Annotated in this window: 18 protein-coding genes; 5 read left to right on the forward strand and 13 right to left on the reverse strand. The window is 58.3% G+C overall.

Features of this window, described 5'->3' with window-relative positions:
- Positions 1-156 precede the first annotated feature (156 nt).
- The 4 genes from ACGLHR_RS45990 to ACGLHR_RS46005 form a co-directional block, all read right to left on the reverse strand.
- Entirely contained in the window at positions 157-420 is a 264-nt protein-coding gene (locus ACGLHR_RS45990) for a hypothetical protein (protein ID WP_400102462.1), read from the reverse strand.
- A 138-nt stretch (positions 421-558) separates the two neighbouring features.
- On the reverse strand, positions 559-1,413 hold the full coding sequence (locus tag ACGLHR_RS45995; RefSeq protein WP_400102463.1) for a hypothetical protein: 855 nt from the start codon (positions 1,411-1,413) through the stop codon (positions 559-561).
- A gap of 320 nt (positions 1,414-1,733) precedes the next feature.
- A complete protein-coding gene (locus tag ACGLHR_RS46000) occupies positions 1,734-2,147 on the reverse strand; it encodes an HU family DNA-binding protein (RefSeq protein WP_400102464.1) in 414 nt (137 codons plus the stop codon).
- Between the two features lie 143 nt (positions 2,148-2,290).
- A complete protein-coding gene (locus ACGLHR_RS46005) occupies positions 2,291-3,199 on the reverse strand; it encodes a tyrosine-type recombinase/integrase (RefSeq protein WP_400102465.1) in 909 nt (302 codons plus the stop codon).
- A gap of 709 nt (positions 3,200-3,908) precedes the next feature.
- Here ACGLHR_RS46005 and ACGLHR_RS46010 point away from each other — a divergent pair.
- Positions 3,909-4,919: a hypothetical protein gene (locus ACGLHR_RS46010; protein WP_400102466.1), complete on the forward strand. Its 1,011-nt coding sequence runs from the start codon at positions 3,909-3,911 to the stop codon at positions 4,917-4,919.
- A 262-nt stretch (positions 4,920-5,181) separates the two neighbouring features.
- Here ACGLHR_RS46010 and ACGLHR_RS46015 read toward each other — a convergent pair whose 3' ends face one another.
- On the reverse strand, positions 5,182-6,348 hold the full coding sequence (locus ACGLHR_RS46015) for a hypothetical protein (protein ID WP_400102467.1): 1,167 nt from the start codon (positions 6,346-6,348) through the stop codon (positions 5,182-5,184).
- A gap of 240 nt (positions 6,349-6,588) precedes the next feature.
- A complete protein-coding gene (locus ACGLHR_RS46020; protein ID WP_400102468.1) occupies positions 6,589-7,446 on the reverse strand; it encodes an SDR family oxidoreductase in 858 nt (285 codons plus the stop codon).
- 585 nt (positions 7,447-8,031) lie between these two features.
- On the opposite strand from ACGLHR_RS46020, the gene ACGLHR_RS46025 reads away from it, so the two are divergent.
- Positions 8,032-9,936: a hypothetical protein gene (locus ACGLHR_RS46025; protein WP_400102469.1), complete on the forward strand. Its 1,905-nt coding sequence runs from the start codon at positions 8,032-8,034 to the stop codon at positions 9,934-9,936.
- Positions 9,937-10,344: 408 nt separating this feature from the next.
- On the opposite strand, the gene ACGLHR_RS46030 is transcribed toward ACGLHR_RS46025, so the two are convergent.
- The 3 genes from ACGLHR_RS46030 to ACGLHR_RS46040 all read right to left on the reverse strand — a co-directional run bounded on the left by ACGLHR_RS46030 (position 10,345) and on the right by ACGLHR_RS46040 (position 11,309).
- Complete coding sequence (locus ACGLHR_RS46030) at positions 10,345-10,530, reverse strand: hypothetical protein (RefSeq protein WP_400102470.1); 186 nt, start codon at positions 10,528-10,530, stop codon at positions 10,345-10,347.
- Positions 10,531-10,749: 219 nt separating this feature from the next.
- On the reverse strand, positions 10,750-11,067 hold the full coding sequence (locus ACGLHR_RS46035) for a hypothetical protein (RefSeq protein WP_400102471.1): 318 nt from the start codon (positions 11,065-11,067) through the stop codon (positions 10,750-10,752).
- Between the two features lie 8 nt (positions 11,068-11,075).
- On the reverse strand, positions 11,076-11,309 hold the full coding sequence (locus ACGLHR_RS46040) for a hypothetical protein (RefSeq protein WP_400102472.1): 234 nt from the start codon (positions 11,307-11,309) through the stop codon (positions 11,076-11,078).
- Positions 11,310-11,475: 166 nt separating this feature from the next.
- Here ACGLHR_RS46040 and ACGLHR_RS46045 point away from each other — a divergent pair, with 166 nt between their 5' ends.
- A complete protein-coding gene (locus tag ACGLHR_RS46045; RefSeq protein ID WP_400102473.1) occupies positions 11,476-11,667 on the forward strand; it encodes a hypothetical protein in 192 nt (63 codons plus the stop codon).
- Between the two features lie 509 nt (positions 11,668-12,176).
- Here ACGLHR_RS46045 and ACGLHR_RS46050 read toward each other — a convergent pair.
- From ACGLHR_RS46050 to ACGLHR_RS46065, 4 genes are all read right to left on the reverse strand, one after another.
- On the reverse strand, positions 12,177-12,338 hold the full coding sequence (locus tag ACGLHR_RS46050) for a hypothetical protein (protein ID WP_400102474.1): 162 nt from the start codon (positions 12,336-12,338) through the stop codon (positions 12,177-12,179).
- Positions 12,339-12,414: 76 nt separating this feature from the next.
- Complete coding sequence (locus tag ACGLHR_RS46055; protein WP_400102475.1) at positions 12,415-12,744, reverse strand: addiction module antidote protein; 330 nt, start codon at positions 12,742-12,744, stop codon at positions 12,415-12,417.
- The gene (locus tag ACGLHR_RS46060; protein ID WP_400102476.1) at positions 12,741-13,064 is read right to left on the reverse strand and encodes a type II toxin-antitoxin system RelE/ParE family toxin; all 324 of its coding nucleotides are present in this window, start codon (positions 13,062-13,064) and stop codon (positions 12,741-12,743) included. Before ACGLHR_RS46060 ends, ACGLHR_RS46055 begins: the two co-directional genes overlap by 4 nt.
- A gap of 99 nt (positions 13,065-13,163) precedes the next feature.
- Positions 13,164-13,361 (reverse strand): H-NS family nucleoid-associated regulatory protein, encoded by a 198-nt coding sequence (locus tag ACGLHR_RS46065; protein ID WP_400102479.1) that lies wholly within the window; start codon positions 13,359-13,361, stop codon positions 13,164-13,166.
- Between the two features lie 456 nt (positions 13,362-13,817).
- Here ACGLHR_RS46065 and ACGLHR_RS46070 point away from each other — a divergent pair, with 456 nt between their 5' ends.
- Entirely contained in the window at positions 13,818-14,450 is a 633-nt protein-coding gene (locus ACGLHR_RS46070; RefSeq protein ID WP_400102477.1) for a PIN domain-containing protein, read from the forward strand.
- Between the two features lie 602 nt (positions 14,451-15,052).
- Positions 15,053-15,536: hypothetical protein (locus ACGLHR_RS46075; protein ID WP_400102478.1), on the forward strand; the 484-nt coding region annotated here is incomplete at its 3' end.

A 15,536-nucleotide genomic window follows, 5' to 3' on the forward strand; every position in this document is an offset into this window, starting at 1 on the left:
TATCTCCAATCAACTTGTTCGAGATAAAACGCACCAGCATAGAATCGGTTGTCATGTTTTTTGTAAAACTCAATAGATATGCGGCGAATTCTGCACGTTCTTCTTCGTTCCAATAGTCGGGCCAGAGCTTTTGGAAGGTTGGCGTTTCGACGACTGTCAGCATTGACGAATTGTACTCCATTGGCGTATAGCTTGCGTTAGGCTCCTATTGCAGTCGAATGAACGGAGTGGCTGGGTCGGCGAACGGGCGTGCCACTTGCCAAGCCCAGACTTGTGGCCGTAGACGACGACGGCACCGGTGATTTGTGCGTCTTCCAGATGCGTGATGCGCGGATCGCTGGTGAGGCAGATGCGCAGGCTTGCGGTCTGGAGGCTGTCAAGCGGTTGGCAGTCGCCGAGCTGCGTATTGTTGAGGTCCAACTTTTCGCTCCTTTGCGTCATACGACGCAGTTGAAAAGAAGCGCAGGGGAAACCCTGTCCCAAGGCGGTTGCCTAGCGAAAGGATTCCGGACGGACGAGCAGGGGTTCCGCCCTGGCGCAGGCCAGGGCGGAGAGGGGTTACGACTTCGGCGCGGGCCTCGCCGAGTCAAAGTAGGCACGTTCGGCGTCGGCGATTCGGACATGACCGACGGCGGCGAACAGGGTGCCAAAGTGGCGGACGGCCGCGTAGGCGGCAAAGCGGCGTAGCACTGCGATTTCCTTCTGGGAGGGTTCGCGCGCTACCGCCATCGCGATGTTGGCGATCGGGCTTTGTGCCGGTCGGCGCTCCACCGTGAGCGTCACGCGCGCAAAGGTCTCGCCGTTCTTCTTGATGGTGCCCGAGATAAAGCGGTAGGTCTGCGCTTGGTTGTTGATGAGCGCGAGCGCCTTCTCCGGTGTGCATGGGCGCATTCTGCCGGTCCCAACGTCCAGGTGATGGATGTGCAGGGGATGGCCGGTGATGGCCGGATCCCTGGCCTCCAGCACGGCGTTACCCTCACGCTTTGTGATTTCGTCCAGGTCGAGCATGACGAGATGCGTCGCCGTGGCGGTCACAAACCACAGCATGTCGGTGGCATTCTGCCACTCATCCAGATAGGCCCGATCGTGCTTGTAGAAGTCGTCCTGGTAGTGCTGCAGCGGCTTCAGCGGACCTTCGACGAAGGCACGCATCTGCTCGAAGAGCGTTTGGGACGGGAACCCTCGGGCGTGGATCAGCGCCATGGCGGCATCATCCTTGGTCCCAAAATATCCCAGAGGCTTGCTGCCCTGCTCGGCGCACCATTGACCATTTCCGCCAATGAGCGAGCCGGCGCGCAGGCCATTGATCGCGGAGTAGACATCGTAGCGGCCAGACGCGAACTCTTCCAGGCGGAAGATCTGGTTATGGCCCGCTACCCGCGCGGGGGGGTGAGTTTCGATTGCGGTGTTCAACGTTTTCTCCTTCTGCCGAAATCTCGGCGTTAAAAAGGAGATGAGCGCGAAGAGAGGCGCATGCCGATGCCAATTGGAATAGGCAGACGCTCTATGGACAATGCCGGCGGGGTGCGTTGAGCGGTTGATCCGTCAACGGGTCGGTGAACTGTTTGCTTCCTGCCGCTGTTGCGACAGCTCCAATCATAGCGGCTTCCGCGGCGATTTGGCAGTCGGATTCGGCGGAAAGCACGCGTCTCGCGGCCGTGGGTTGCGTGACCTCTGATTGTCGTGCGCCGCCGGGATGCCCGGCAAGGGTATCCGGCGGCACGATGCCTTGCTCAGAGCGCAGCGTCCTTGAGCTTCTTCAGCGGGCGAACCTTGACCTTCACGGTCGCCGGCTTGGCTGCAAACCACTGGTCCACACCGGTGAACGGGTTCTTGCCGAAACGCTTCTTGGTTGCCGGGACCTGGGTGGCCACCACCTTGAACAGGCCGGGGAGGGTGAACTCGCCTGCGCCCTTCTTGTGCACAGCGCTCAGGACCGTGTTCTCCAGATGAGCCAACACCGTCTTCACGGTCTTGGCGTCCAGCTCGGTCTTTGCGACCAGGTGGGCGAGCAGGCTGGACTTGTTAAACTTCTCCGCCAGCGGTTTGGCAATGGGAGCGGCTGCTGCTGCGGTCTTCTTGGCCGGTGCTACCTTCTTGGCCACAGGCGTGGCGCTCTTCGCGACGGGTTTTGCTTTGGTTGCCATATGGATGGGTGCTCGTTGTCTGTTAAGTGAGGCGCCAGTGTGCCGGCGGCATTGGCGCTGCGTGGAGGATAGCAAAGTCCATGCGAGCTGTGACCCCCCGTCGTATTTCCAGCACTCCCGCAGGTTCAATCATGCGGCGACGGCTATTCGATCGTGGCGGCGATTCGGTCACAGGTCCTTGAGCTGACCAAGCCGAGCTGCTTGCTGACATCCTCGCTCGGGCGGCCAGCGAGTAGCTGGCGCCGGCAGAATGTATTGCGCAGGATCCGGGGGCTCATGTCGTCCGCCTCGAAAGCGATGGTCTCCAGTGCAGCGCGGACGATCCTGCCGAGGCTTATCTCCGTGATTGGCGTGCCGCTGGCCTTGAGCGAGAAGAGCAGGTCCCCAGCGATCGGCAGGGCGGCACGGCGTTCGAGCCAGGCCGAAAGGATGGGTACGGAGAACGTGTCCAGATGCACGGTGCGGGTTTCACGCGCGCCATGCGCAGGAACATGAAGATAGGGCGGCGCGGCCGCGGGCTGAAGGTCGACCGCCTGGGCAATGCGGCTCTCCGCGACCGTGACACCGGTTCCCAGGAAAAACGCGACGATTGCTCGGCTGCGCAGCATCGCGAGATCGTCGGCAGCATGCGGCTGAACGTAAGCCTGCAGCCGGGCATCGGCGTCCTCCGGGAGGAAGATCGGAGCAGGGTCGTCCTTTGGCCACTGACCGTCGCGTACCAATTTCTCGGCAGGATTGCCTTGACGCACGCCGATGGCCACCAGGTGGCGGCACAGCCGGTCGAGCAGTTTCAGGTATCGCATGCGGGTGGCAGCAGTGTAGCCGCTAGCCTCCGGCACCTGCCAGAAGGCGGCGATGTGGTCGGAGCCGAAGGTGGCCAGGGTCTCGTCGAGCGCGAACAGGTGTCGTCGGAAGCGTTCAAACATCGCCTGGTGCTGAACAATGGAGCGCGCGGAGAACGGGCGTCGGTCCGCGCCGGCGGCCTCGCGTGCTTGCCAGTCAGCATAGGCGAGGGTCGGATTAGTTAGCCAGAGGCGGTCAATTTGGTTCATTCCAGAAGTTATATACTGAAAGTCGATCTTCGCAACCACCTACCGCCTCTTCGAGGCGGCGGCTGCTTCCAAACCGGGCCGGGGACGAATGCCACGAGGGGCGTGCCGCGGTCCAACGACGTTTAGTAAGCTCTCCATCTTGCAGTGTTAGCTGGCGCTGGAGAATCCGGAATGTAGAGGATAGAGATGCGATGGCTACGGCGGTTGCAACGCGGCGTGCAACAGGTTTTGCGCCCGTGCCTTCGGTAGCATCTTGAGGATGACGGGACGCTGGTCGGTTTGTGCGGGGTCTGAAGCTTCTGAGCGTAGCCGTCGGGCGGTGACGCTGGCCGGAAACGGCTGCGTCCCGCTCAGGATGGTGGCGTCTCAGGGCACCAAAGGGTAGCTGGTAACTACCTGTGTCCACAAACCTTGAGAAGAGAGATGCGACAGGCCCCTCCCGACCCGTTCCGGCCCCTCGACTTTCCCCAGAGCGGCCGTCCTGTGACGAAATACTGGCCAATGAGCGGTCAATGGGCCTCTGAAGGGGACGGTCGCTTTCTGACCCAAGCGGGTATTCGACCCTCTCGATAGCAGTCGTTCGTCGTTTGGTTGCCACCACACACCAGCAGGGTTGTGACATGCATAATAGCGACAACACTTCGTTCGCTATTGTGAAGCACCTCGGAAAGAGGTTAATAACAGAGATCGCACTATGCCGGTAAATGGCGTGACCGAAAAATTCGACCCAGATAAGCTTAAGAGCAATGCTTTAGCGTCCATCCGACTTGGCGTTGAGGACTTTACGCGTAGCCAGCTTGCGGAGAGTGGCGATCCCGACCGCGCACACTCAGCATTGCGCAATCTGTTTGCCGGAATACTGCTTTTGTTCAAGTACCGCATCGCAATCGAGGCCGGAAGTCCAGCGGACGGCTACAAATTGATTTTTAAAACCGGGGAAATTCTTCCGCAGCCTGACGGGGCGGGAGGTTTTGAATGGCAGCCGATGAAGTTCGGCAACACTACGATTGACGTCCCTGACATCAAAAAGCGATTCGAGGCGTTTGGGATAGCGACCGATTGGAAAGTCATCGAGGCTTTGCAAAAGGAGCGTAACAACGTCGAGCATCTTCACCCCCAAAATGCAGCCGGGGTTATCGGAAAATTCCTTTCCGATACATTTCCTCTTTTGAGCGAATTCATCCAGAAGGAACTGCAATTTGCGCCCGCAACGCTGCTGGGAGAGACTTGGAAAACGATGCTGGAGCATCATGATTTTTACCAGGCTCAAGCTGCGGCCTGCGAAGAAGACTGGGCAACACTCAACGTACCTGATGACCTCTTGCCGGTCATTCCTCACATGCAGTGCGAAGATTGCGGGTCGTCTCTGTTGAAACCGTCGGGCGATGAGGACGAAAGCAGTGATCTGGACAGCGGTCAGGTGAAGTACGTATGCGTCGGTTGTGCACATCACGCGCTCATCGTGCCGCTGCTCGAAGAGACACTCGTTGATTTTGTCGGCGGCTACGACCCGTATAGCGGCGAGGAATCACCAACCGGAGAATGTCCGGAATGCCAACACCTTACGTTTGTACATGCCGAAGGCAAGTGCCTTTGGTGTGGAATGAAGCTCGATCCTGAAGGTTGCGCACGCTGCGGGAACGCTCTTACGCTAGATGACTATGACAATAGTTTATGCGGATATTGCCAATATCAGGTAGATAAGCATCGTGATGATTGATATTCACGACCCGCGGCGGGCATCGCTCGCAGAGAACCAATTGTCTACGATCTGAAGGCTAGCCTCGAAAGGCCGGTTTTGGCCGGCAAGCGCCTGAACGATCCCGAGCGCCGATACGGCGCCAGCGGGCAGGAGACGACCCTAAGCAGACGATCAGACTGCTCTTGAGCGGCGCATGCAAAGCGAAGCAACCGATAGATGCGACGTGTCCGTTGCCAAGAGACTTAACACCCAGCGGCTCCACCCTTGGCAACAGATAGTCTTATGCCTCGTCTGGAAACATGAATTTGGCGTGCTTGTAGTGAGTGCTGGCAGTCATGGTGTAATGAAGGAACGACTTGCTCTCGTCGTCGCTCTTTTCGATGACTGCTTTCATCAGCCGCAGCGTCTCCGCTTGGAAACGATTGAACTTCGCTTTCACCTCAAGCAACGTATCCAGCTCATTGCGCTCGATGAATTCAAAGTACTTCCCAAACAGTCCAGCGATGACATCAGAAACCTGAGTCAGGTGGCTGTCCAGTGAGTTCACGAAGCGATATTTGAAGGTTCCGCCCGATCGAGCCCTGTTCAACACTGCGAGGTCTTCTTCGACAGAAAACTCGTCGTCAAAGACATGTTCCGAGTTCGGGAACATCGTGCCACGATGATCGTAGAATATAGTAAGTCCATCTACCAAAACACCGGGTTCGTCGTTATACGTCAGCCCCATATCATCAATATCTTCGCTGAGCTGCAGCAGTTCGGCGAGGCGGCGCATCGAAATAATTTCCGCGGCTATTGATTCGCTTTGCTCTACTGCCAAAAGGATGTCGATACGACTGATCGCAAGCTTCACAATCGCGCCCAGAAACTCACGCTCCTTGCCGTCAATTTTTGGATAATCAAACTTTTTTGCCGTTGCGAGAAACTTCGCTTTATCGATTTCTAGAAGTCGATAGAGCACGTCTTTGTGGAAGTCCAAAAATTCGCGCCAATGCTTCTCATTTTGAAATATTAGCTTTCCATTGATAACACAGTGGTGAACGCAATCGTCGATGATGTCAATAAACGCCCAGTATTCCAAACTCAGATTGAAATAATGGACATATAGATCGCTATCGAGTATCCATCTAAGAATATGTGTTATCTGCGGTGACTTCAATGCCGTATCGAAGTTGCCAGACGCAATCTGACCAAACTTCAATTCGTCTGCAGTTTTTTGTAGCTTGAGGCTTGTGATGAGGTCAGCCGCGCTTGCGGCACAAGAGGCACCCTTATGGGCGAGACCCCCGAGCATGAAATTTGTTGCTGCCTTTTGTTTTTTGTTGTGGTCTTTATCGACATTGTAGTTGTCAGCCTCTTCGTTAATATAAAATTTTCGATGATTGTTTGATTCATCATAGTAAAAGGTATAAAACTCGTTTGGCGAGTCAAAGATGGGTAAATGCAAAATCTCTTCCCTTGGATATCTGTGAATGTGATTATATTAAGAGATACTGATTTTAGTGAAAATAAAATCACGATTTCTTGTGCGTGGTCAGTTCGGCGCTGTGCTATTTCGAAAGCATGGGCGCACTTGACGGCCGGACATACAGTCGGTGCGCACAATTTGAGATTGTGTGCAATCTAGGCGGGCGTGTCGAGTGGCGCTTCTTGGCCGGGAAGGGTCGCCGCTTCGCTGGTGTAACACTTAATAGGCTCTTGTGAATCCGCCATCGTGCAGCAGATTTACGCCAGTCATGTGGTCGGAGAAGGGAGATAGCAAGACTTCGACCGCCAGAGCCACCTCTTCCGGGCTTCCATATTTCCGCAAGGGGATGTTCGAGGTTTCCTCGGCTAGCCGTTGCGGGAAGGTCATGCCAGCCTTGGTGGCTCGCTGGTCGATCGATGCCACATAGTCTGGGGTCAGGGTGCCTCCGAGTGACAGGGTATTGACGTGAATCCCTCTCTCGCCCATCGCGAAAGCAAGCGTCTTGGCCTGAGCCAGCCAGGCACAACGCAGGACATTGCTGGTGGCGTAGTTTCCAAGGGCTTGCACTGAGGTGATGGCGGAAATAATGACAATCTTTGCCCGGCGTCCCTGGGAGGGTTCCGGCCGCATTGTGGAGATGGCGCTCTTAAGGAGTTCGAGGGGGCCGATAAAGCTGCTCTGGAACAATTGGCGCCACGTCTCCGCTGGGGGCTGGCATTCGCCGGTGGGTCGCATCTGGGGTGGCATCAGTACAACGCCGTCGAGGACGGTTCCGCCCGCCGCAAGCTCATCGGAAAAAGATGCGACAGAGGCATCGCTGGACATGTCGACGGAGATCCAGCGATATGAATGGCAGCCACATCTCTCGAGCATCGCACAGGCGGCTTGCAGCTTGCCAATATCGCGCGCGGCAAGAATCAGCGAATAGCCCGCGTGCGCCAGCCGTGAGCAGACGGCGCTCCCGATGCCCCCAGTAGCCCCCGTCACCAGCACTACTTTGCTTGTCTCGGACATGTCCGTCGCCTCCCACGGTAGCATGGTGATATCCGGCCACGCCCACAGCAGCACGCCGAACATGGCGATTGGTAGACATTCCGAGGTGGTCAGACCGTCCGGCCCACCTGTGTCCGTTAGTTATAGTGCAGGCGACGTGTCGCCGGCAAACGGCCTGCCCTCGCCTAGCCGCCGGTTCCCCACGAACGTCCAGCGAACCGTAACCGGGACGGCCGACCTAGCGGATCAGGAGCCCGGCGCCAATGCCGGCGAGAATGTCGGTGCTCAAAGAGCGGCCGGAGCTGGCCAGTCTCGGTCGGATGCCCGCCGCGAAACTGCGGCCGTCTCTGAGCGACCCACTGCTGCCGTTAGGCCCGATCATGCTTGAATGGCAGTTCCCAAGGTGCAGCGGCCGATCGTCTGCCCACGTCGGACGACGAGTGATCGGCCAAGGCCGCCTTCCGACGAACCGGCAATCGGCCAGTGTCGGAGAGTCGTCCCAGCAGTTTGAAAGGTTGGTTCGTAGCTCGCAGTTTCGCTAGGTCGTCCGGAACATGAAGGAGTTCAGTGCGTCAGTCGAGGCATACAAGCAGGCGGGACGATGCTAGCAGTTACACTGGCTTTGTCCGTCAAACTACAACATCAATCAGCCTGCCATATCCGAATCGTATGCAAATCCTGAAATTATGGTGTTCGCGCATCGTTGCCACTCTGTCTGGACGGGGTCCGATGCCGGCGTCCCCGGCAGAACCTAAAGCCATCCTCCGCGAAGTGACCGAAGCCCCGCCCATCTCGACGCTTGCCGGGATCGGCGACCCCACCACGTTTTGGCCAATGTCACTGGCTCACCTGGCTTTGCCCTACGACAACATCGGATCCGACTACGTGACGATCGCCGAAATCTCCGAAGCGCCTGTGACCGCGTTCGTGGGGTACAGGAAAGTCAGCGTCGCGCTCGTACCCCGCGCGCTGCTTGAACCGGTGCTTCAGTCGACGGCCGCGACGGGCCATGAAGTGCGGGCGCACGGACCATTGCCGATCGTCGATGACGATGATGACCCACACAGGAACGGCTTTTGGATCGACGGCATTGAGCGCGGCACCCGATTTGAACCTCTCACCAATAGCTGGCGCGGGAGCGACACGGACGTGGTCGTTCCCGATAACGGCATGCTGATGGTGTTTGGACTCGTGCCGCGCCAAACTGGCGAATCCGAGGTGTCTTGGGATGACCCTCACGGTCCGGTGTACGACGTCGTGCGCGCCTCGACCATTTCCGACCACCAGCGACCCAAACAACTTCGACAACGCGCCTACGTAGAGATCCGTCGCGATTATCTGTTGGAGTATTGCCGCATCAAGCACTGCGCTGCGGTCGCGTTTTTCTATGAACAGCGGTGGTCGGAGGACGACGCGGTCTTCGATCGCGTCATCGGGGCGAATGACAATGTGGACTTCAACCTACCGGGGCGGCTGCTCAATCTTCAGATTAATCACCACCGGGGTAACGACCGAGGCCGCCAGTTCGCTCAGGTTTGGGGTCGACAGATGGTGCTTCCGCGGGGCGAGCGCCGAGTCATTGCCGTGGCCGAACCGGACGTAGTGTGGCCCGACCATCCTGGCACCATGACCATGGACCGCGCAGGCCACGAGCACTTGATGGCCTATGTGAGTGACAAGGTTCTTCAAGAGTACGAGGGTCGTTCCGAGTTCGAGATCTATCCTTTGTCGGGTGGTGTGTCTTATCGCAACCAGTGGTCGGTTAGCTATTGCCGCCGTGTCGGACGTGAACACATAGCCGTCGAGATCAAGAAGCTCTACGAAGGATCAGGAAACGCAGTCATTGAGCATTGGCATAGATTTGCAGTACCGCGGGCGGTGGCAGACGCCGATCGAGCTACGAATGGTGACCGGAACATCGGGGTCCGGGCACAAGAGCTCGTGCGCGCATATCTCGCGATGACCATTGCTCTGGCTCAAGTCATCGAACGCCTGGGGTTGAGCTTCGACCAGAGCGAAATTGGCGGATACAATTCGCAGGACCTAGAGTACCGCGGCTGGTGGACCATCGACGGGCTCTCATCACTCGCCAATGTGGTCCCGCAGGGGATCACGCGAGATGGATTCCTGGATCGCGCCGTCGATGTCGTCATCTTCTGGGAATCGATGCAGCAGGCACCGCTTCGGAACACCCTTCTTCGACTTGGGATAGACAAGCAGCATCTGGCGAATCTAAGAAGCATGAAGTTGCTGGCGACCCTGTGTCAACTGGCGACGACCTGCAAGGACGCGGGCTATCGGTGGCCCGACGACTCGGCGCAAATTGTGACCGCGTGGGATAAGGAGTTACGCATTCCCAGCCTGCGCCGCTTGTTCGCAGTGAATCAACTGCGACAGAAGGCCGCCCATCGAACCGGCGCTGAATTTGCCAACTCGCTCGCTGGCGATCTAGAGGTCTTTGGCATCGTGCCGGCGGCACAGGCTGCTGGCTGGGGTCGGGCTGTCGATAGCGTCTATGACGGACTTATTGAGGACTTCACCGCCATCGCCACGCTTCTGGTTCCGAGCGAATGACAAGGTCCTTTCGCAAGGAACATGTTGGCTGGGGGTTGGCTTCCGCTCGCCTTGGGCGATACAGGTGTACCGCCATTCGATCCCAATCCGCTGCCCGCTAAAACAGATAAAACAGCGATCGTCTCCGCCAATCGAATGGCCCCCGGCGGAGCCGACTTCTGATCGTCGGAGCGACGGGACGAGCTAATGGCGCTTCTTGGCCGTCACCGGTCCTACGCGGGCGCATTGAACCCCTGCGGCACACGGCCAGTCCAGCGAATTCCGGTTTCCTACAGCAGGACATTCGATTTAGGATGCCTCGGGGTCAATGGCCGTCAACGCATTTACCCATGGTGAAGCGCTTGGACGAAGCAGGGCATGCTCCATAAATGTGCTTTACGCGGCACATAACGTTTATTATGTCAAATGTTAGAAAAACTTATGCTGCCAAATTCGATAAATCGCTAATTTTTCCCGGTGGAACGCATAGCGCGGGGTGCCTCGGGAAAACTCCAGACGACGTGGTTCAGCGAAGTTGAGGTGATATTTCTTTGTCCAGTTCAGTCCCCCTATCCCGGCTGCAAAGCCTAGGAAGGTGGCAGCGATGCCGTCCATCCAGTCGGCGCCACGTCCGATCACTTTCGGCCAATCCTCGGGCACTCGCTACCCCCCGGCCTAATTATCGAACTGGCAGGTTGGGCATGATGCGCTTCAAAGAGCGACACAGTGAAGGCTGTGTCTCCATGGGCAGGGCTGGAGACCATCCCTTTCATGATGAGGGAGTTATGCACGGGAGCAATTGACTGCACCTTGAGCTTCAGCAGGTCGGCGATGTCACCCGAGCGAGCGATGCGAGCCTGGGTCCTTTTCAGCCAACGCTCGTAGGTATTCCTTACGGACCACCTCCCCAATCGCTTCGTCGGTAAAATTTGCTCCTTCGGTCTGCACAGGTTCCATCAGAGCAGCGGCGGCCTCGGAGAGCGGGCTGACTTCCAGATCGTCACAACCGCTCTGCGTACGACTTGGACTTGCCGGCCCGGCCGTCCAACTGAGGCAAGCCGCGCCGATTACGACAACGGGCAACTGCTTCTGCGAGATACGGCGAATGGCCGCTATCAGCGCGCTCAACTCGTCCTCAGTGAAGTACTGCAATTGGCCGATCAGTATAGCGCCGCCTGGATAGCGTCAATCTCGATGTCCTGTACCCTTACCACGGCCGCCAGTTCGGTGCGCAGGTCCGTCACCGCCGGCTCGCCCTGCTGGCGTAGCGTGCGCTCCTGGTCGATCTCGCGCAGCGCGCGGCGCTCGGTGGCGCTGGCCCGCTCCTGCGCCACCGCGACCTGCTCGCGCATGCGTTCCAGCTCCTTCGAGAATTGGGTACGCAACTCACCCACTTGCCGCTCCGGCCCCTCCGCCTGGTGCTTGTCCTCCTCTTGACGCGCCTGCGTGGCCGCGTGGGCCTGGCGCTCGGCGCCCAGCTCCCCTTGTGCGCGTTCGCTGCGCGGCTCCGAGCTCGGGCTGCACGACGACTATGGGGCCGAGCTGAAAGGCTTCAAGGGCATGTCGGAATCGCTTCTCGCCTTGAACTGCGGCGACTCATGCGTGGCGGCGGTGCACAAGAGCGTGACCCTGAACACCCTGGTGGCGAGCGATCCCGAGTGGCGCGACTACGAGTCGCCCCGCCCCGCAAGTAGCCTGGGTGCGCAAATGCGGGAAGGACGCCGCGGCCGCCAGTCGGTGGATCTATTCTAGCGGGACACATTCGTAATCGATTGGTGCCGATTGGTGCCGATTGGTGCCGATTGGTGCGGTCGTGGATCCGCGGAATAAATTCGCGTGAAATCTGAGATATCCATCGTAAACTGCTGATAGAAGTAGATGGAACATCAGTTACGAGCGTGGCATCTGAATGCACCAACGGCTAGCACCTTGCCAAGGTGAGCGAGCGTTGAGGGTACCTTGGAAGCCGTGGCGTCTTCCAAATCCACCGAACGGCACCACCTTTCACGATTCGATTTGATGCTTAGGTACTCTATGAGCCACAGCGGTAGCAGTCACACACAATGGTGGGTTGGTAAAGCTGACATGGGCAGGAATTCCACCAACAGATATCACCATAGCGTCAGGGAGGCTTCCGCGAACCTCCGGGAAACACGCGAATTTGTACCAATCAATGGCACCTTGAGTAGCCTTTGACGGGGTAAAGTTGACGCGATCCTCTAGCGAGGCGGTTGGCGCCCGACTTGCGACGCCAGAACAAATCACTCGCCATCGCAGACTATGAGCTCAGTTCGTTCTCCGTCGACGGTAACCTCGAACTCCTGCAGACCCAGGCCGTAGTCGAGGCCACCGCTACGCACCGCGCAACTGATGATCGCAGCTGGGAAATGGTGGCCATGGTACAGCGATTTAGTCTGGGTCATGGTCCAACTCTACACGACCGCGCCGTCAAGTTGACAATGCCCTCAGGCCAATTGCTGCGGAACCTCAAACGGCTTGTCAAGCGTGCGCGTGGTGATCGGGCTCGACGGACAGCCGCATTCCAACCGTCTTCAGCACGGCAAGCAAGGTCTTAAGGGTCGGATTGCCCTTTGGCGACAAGGCACGGTAGAGCGACTCGCGGCTGATACCGGCCTCCGCTGCCACGGCGCCAAGTCCGCCATAGGCTTCAGCAACGGTGCGCAGGGCCAGCAGGCCGGCAGCGCGATCTTCCGGATTGTCGAGCGACTCCATTGCGGCCTTCAAGTACTCGACCGCCAGCTCGCGATCCGCACGCAATTCTGCCACTTCCGCCTCATGGTGCGAGGTAGCGCCTTTCCGCTTGCTCATGCTTGCCTCCGTTTCCATTCCGACCACATTTCCTTGGCCCGCTTGATGTCCGCCACCTGGCTGCTCTTGTCGCCGCCACAAAGTAGGAGAACAACAGCCTTCCCGTGCCGGCCGCAATACACCCGATACCCTGCCCCGACATGGACGCGTAATTCAATGACGCCCTCGCCGACCGGCTCGCTATCGCCAAAGTTGCCGGCTTGTACCTGGCGTAACCGAACACGGATGCGGGCTTGAGCCACTTTATCGCGGATGGCCGTGAGCCATTCGCTGAACGGCTCACGGCCATCTTCGCGCTGGTACCGTAGTAGTTCGATCATTCCGGCATTGTAGCTTAAAAGCTACTAACGTGCCATCGGTGCACCGAAGGGTCGCGCAGTCTCCATGAGCATGGCGATTTTTCGGGACCGACGCTACGTTCAGGTTCCGACCCGGAAATGCTCCGCATTCTGCCCGGCATTGACCGCCCGCCGCAGCCAGTCGGGCATGGTGCCCTCCCCGTCCCAGCTCTGCCCGTTCGCGCCGCGGTAACGGATCGCCGCCGGCGCCGGTCGCGTCGGGGCGGCGAAACAGCCGGCCGCCACTAGGTGCTCAGGGCTCACCCCGTGCCGCGCCATCTGGGTGCGGATCCAGAGGATGGCCTCGGCGCGCTCGCGCAGCGCCGCGGCGGGGCTGACCTCCGACAGCGGTTGAACGGGGTAAGACGACCGGCTGGAAGAAAGGGCAAGGGACATAGCCGTGCGTGATACCCGCGCCGGCGGCCGCGCGATCCCCGGCCTGGCGACTCGCCCGGCCACCCCGCTCCTTTCCCGCGGGTGGACCAGCCTGGCCCGGGGCACAGCGCCAGCATTTGGCCAACCCCGCCTCGCCGATGCCCGGGATCGCGCCGTTTCGGCCTCTATTGCGCCAAAACGTGCTCCATTCGGCTCATAAAATCGCTATGGCACGGTTTTTCCGTACATTGATAATCTACGATAATCATGCACTTTGAAAATGGTGCGCATGCCTAGCATCCCCGATTTGCTTGCGGCTACAATGTGATCCATCGGCATCGCAGCCCTTGAAGGAACGCAATGGCAGGCCCAATCATCTTGGTCGATCTTGAGAACATCCCCCAATTCGACCTCGCCACGATACCTGTGGCCGCGCGCCTGATCGTCTTCGCCGGCGCAAATCAGAAGTCCATTTCGCTTGATCTTGTGATTGCAGGACAGGGCCTCGAACCACCGATGCGCTGGATTAGAGCCTGCGGGGCCGGAAAGAACGCTCTGGACTTCCATATTGCTTTCGAACTGGGGCGACTCTCCGAACGCGGGGAATGTGGTCCCGTCTACGTCCTGTCGAAGGACAAGGATTATGATCCATTGATTGCCCATGTGGTAACCACCGGCATGGCATGCTGGCGCGTCGAGTCCCTCGCTAACATCGCGCCACCGACGCCCAAAAACAACGTACCCGCGGTAAGACAAGATTCGGCGCCTGATATTGACATCGGTGCAGCGTTCGCCGCCACGATCAAGGTTCGCGAAATCCTGAGTCGCTCTCCCAAGAATGTCCGACCGCGCAAGCGCGAGACATTGATCAAACATATCAGGGCGATGCAGCAACTCAAATTAACGGACCAAGGAATCTCCGACGTCGTCGACGAGCTTTTGTCTTCGAAACTCATTGTCGAAACCAATGGGCAACTGTCGTATCACTTCTGATTCAATTCGGGACCAGGGGGCACAAAGCTCAAGCGCCGAACGACTAAAAAACTGGCGAGAAGCATTTCTTCAGCAGGCGTACTCAATGGCTCCCGGTCTCGCCAGCGGCTACGGTCCGTCTCTTACGTCCGTGCCTCAAGTCTCATACCGATACCAGAAAGCACTTCATCGTCTCCAACAAGCCGTCATCCGCCGGTTAGCCCCTCCCAGGCGATCTCGAAAGTCCGCTTGAGACGCGCCAAACTGCTGCTCGCGACCGTGGAGGCTTGTTCTAACGTGACGGACTCGGCTGGAGCGCTGCCCTACGGCAATTGTGCAACAAGCTGTCGCACAATTGGCTCGTCCAGTCAGGCTTCGGCGAACGCGCGCATGTACCTCAGATTGCGCGGCGAGAAGGCCGCCTTGTCCGGGAAGGCCTGGCGGAGATCGTGGTCACCGGTCCCACGAGCCGAATTCAGTTCAATCGTTGGTATTCATAGCCCTTTCATTGAGGGTTCGCAGTCGGCAACCCCATCTGCCGCCAATTCTAACTGTCGGCGAGGGTCAGTCAGTCAGCCAAATTTCGCCACATAAACCTTATGTTAAACGCTAAGAGCGTGTGGATGTTGTTGCTGTTAGCAGGCCTAGTCGTCGGCGGGCCTGCCCGCGCCGACATGACACAAAAGGATTTCCGCCAATTCGCGGTAGACCCCAGCCAAGCTAAGCAGCTTGAGATTTATCTCGCCGGCCTAATAGAAGGCGTGTTCTGGAGTTCAGCCTATAGTCGGGTCACGAAGCGAGAACCCATCTTCTGCCTGCCCGGGAATTTGCCCTTGACCGCAGACACGGCGAAGTTTCTGATACTAAACAGCACTTGGGGAAATCGTGATGGCGACTATGTAGCCTCGGCCCTACGTCATGCCGATAAGAAGAGTGTGGGGTATCCATTTAACCGGAGTCGTCACGTCTCCACGGCCGATTTTGCCGGGGGCGATCGAGACTGGGCGGATGTCCGCGTTTCCGAGGTGGTGTCGGACGCACGGCCTTGGGACTCTTCTTGTGCGTCAGGTCTTGGTAGCGCACGGGGTCATGAGCGACAGCGAGTTC

The organism is Cupriavidus sp. CuC1 (assembly GCF_044627735.1).
Classification (GTDB): domain Bacteria; phylum Pseudomonadota; class Gammaproteobacteria; order Burkholderiales; family Burkholderiaceae; genus Cupriavidus; species Cupriavidus ulmosensis.

Coding starts and splice junctions, on each gene's coding strand:
- ACGLHR_RS46000 (WP_400102464.1), bottom strand. CDS start 2,147: ATGGCAACCAAAGCAAAACCCGTCGCGAAGAGCGCCACGCCTGTGGCC.
- ACGLHR_RS46005 (WP_400102465.1), bottom strand. CDS start 3,199: ATGAACCAAATTGACCGCCTCTGGCTAACTAATCCGACCCTCGCCTAT.
- ACGLHR_RS46020 (WP_400102468.1), bottom strand. CDS start 7,446: ATGTTCGGCGTGCTGCTGTGGGCGTGGCCGGATATCACCATGCTACCG.
- ACGLHR_RS46025 (WP_400102469.1), top strand. CDS start 8,032: ATGCAAATCCTGAAATTATGGTGTTCGCGCATCGTTGCCACTCTGTCT.
- ACGLHR_RS46030 (WP_400102470.1), bottom strand. CDS start 10,530: ATGGACGGCATCGCTGCCACCTTCCTAGGCTTTGCAGCCGGGATAGGG.
- ACGLHR_RS46045 (WP_400102473.1), top strand. CDS start 11,476: ATGTCGGAATCGCTTCTCGCCTTGAACTGCGGCGACTCATGCGTGGCG.
- ACGLHR_RS46050 (WP_400102474.1), bottom strand. CDS start 12,338: ATGACCCAGACTAAATCGCTGTACCATGGCCACCATTTCCCAGCTGCG.
- ACGLHR_RS46055 (WP_400102475.1), bottom strand. CDS start 12,744: ATGAGCAAGCGGAAAGGCGCTACCTCGCACCATGAGGCGGAAGTGGCA.
- ACGLHR_RS46060 (WP_400102476.1), bottom strand. CDS start 13,064: ATGATCGAACTACTACGGTACCAGCGCGAAGATGGCCGTGAGCCGTTC.
- ACGLHR_RS46065 (WP_400102479.1), bottom strand. CDS start 13,361: ATGGCGCGGCACGGGGTGAGCCCTGAGCACCTAGTGGCGGCCGGCTGT.
- ACGLHR_RS46070 (WP_400102477.1), top strand. CDS start 13,818: ATGGCAGGCCCAATCATCTTGGTCGATCTTGAGAACATCCCCCAATTC.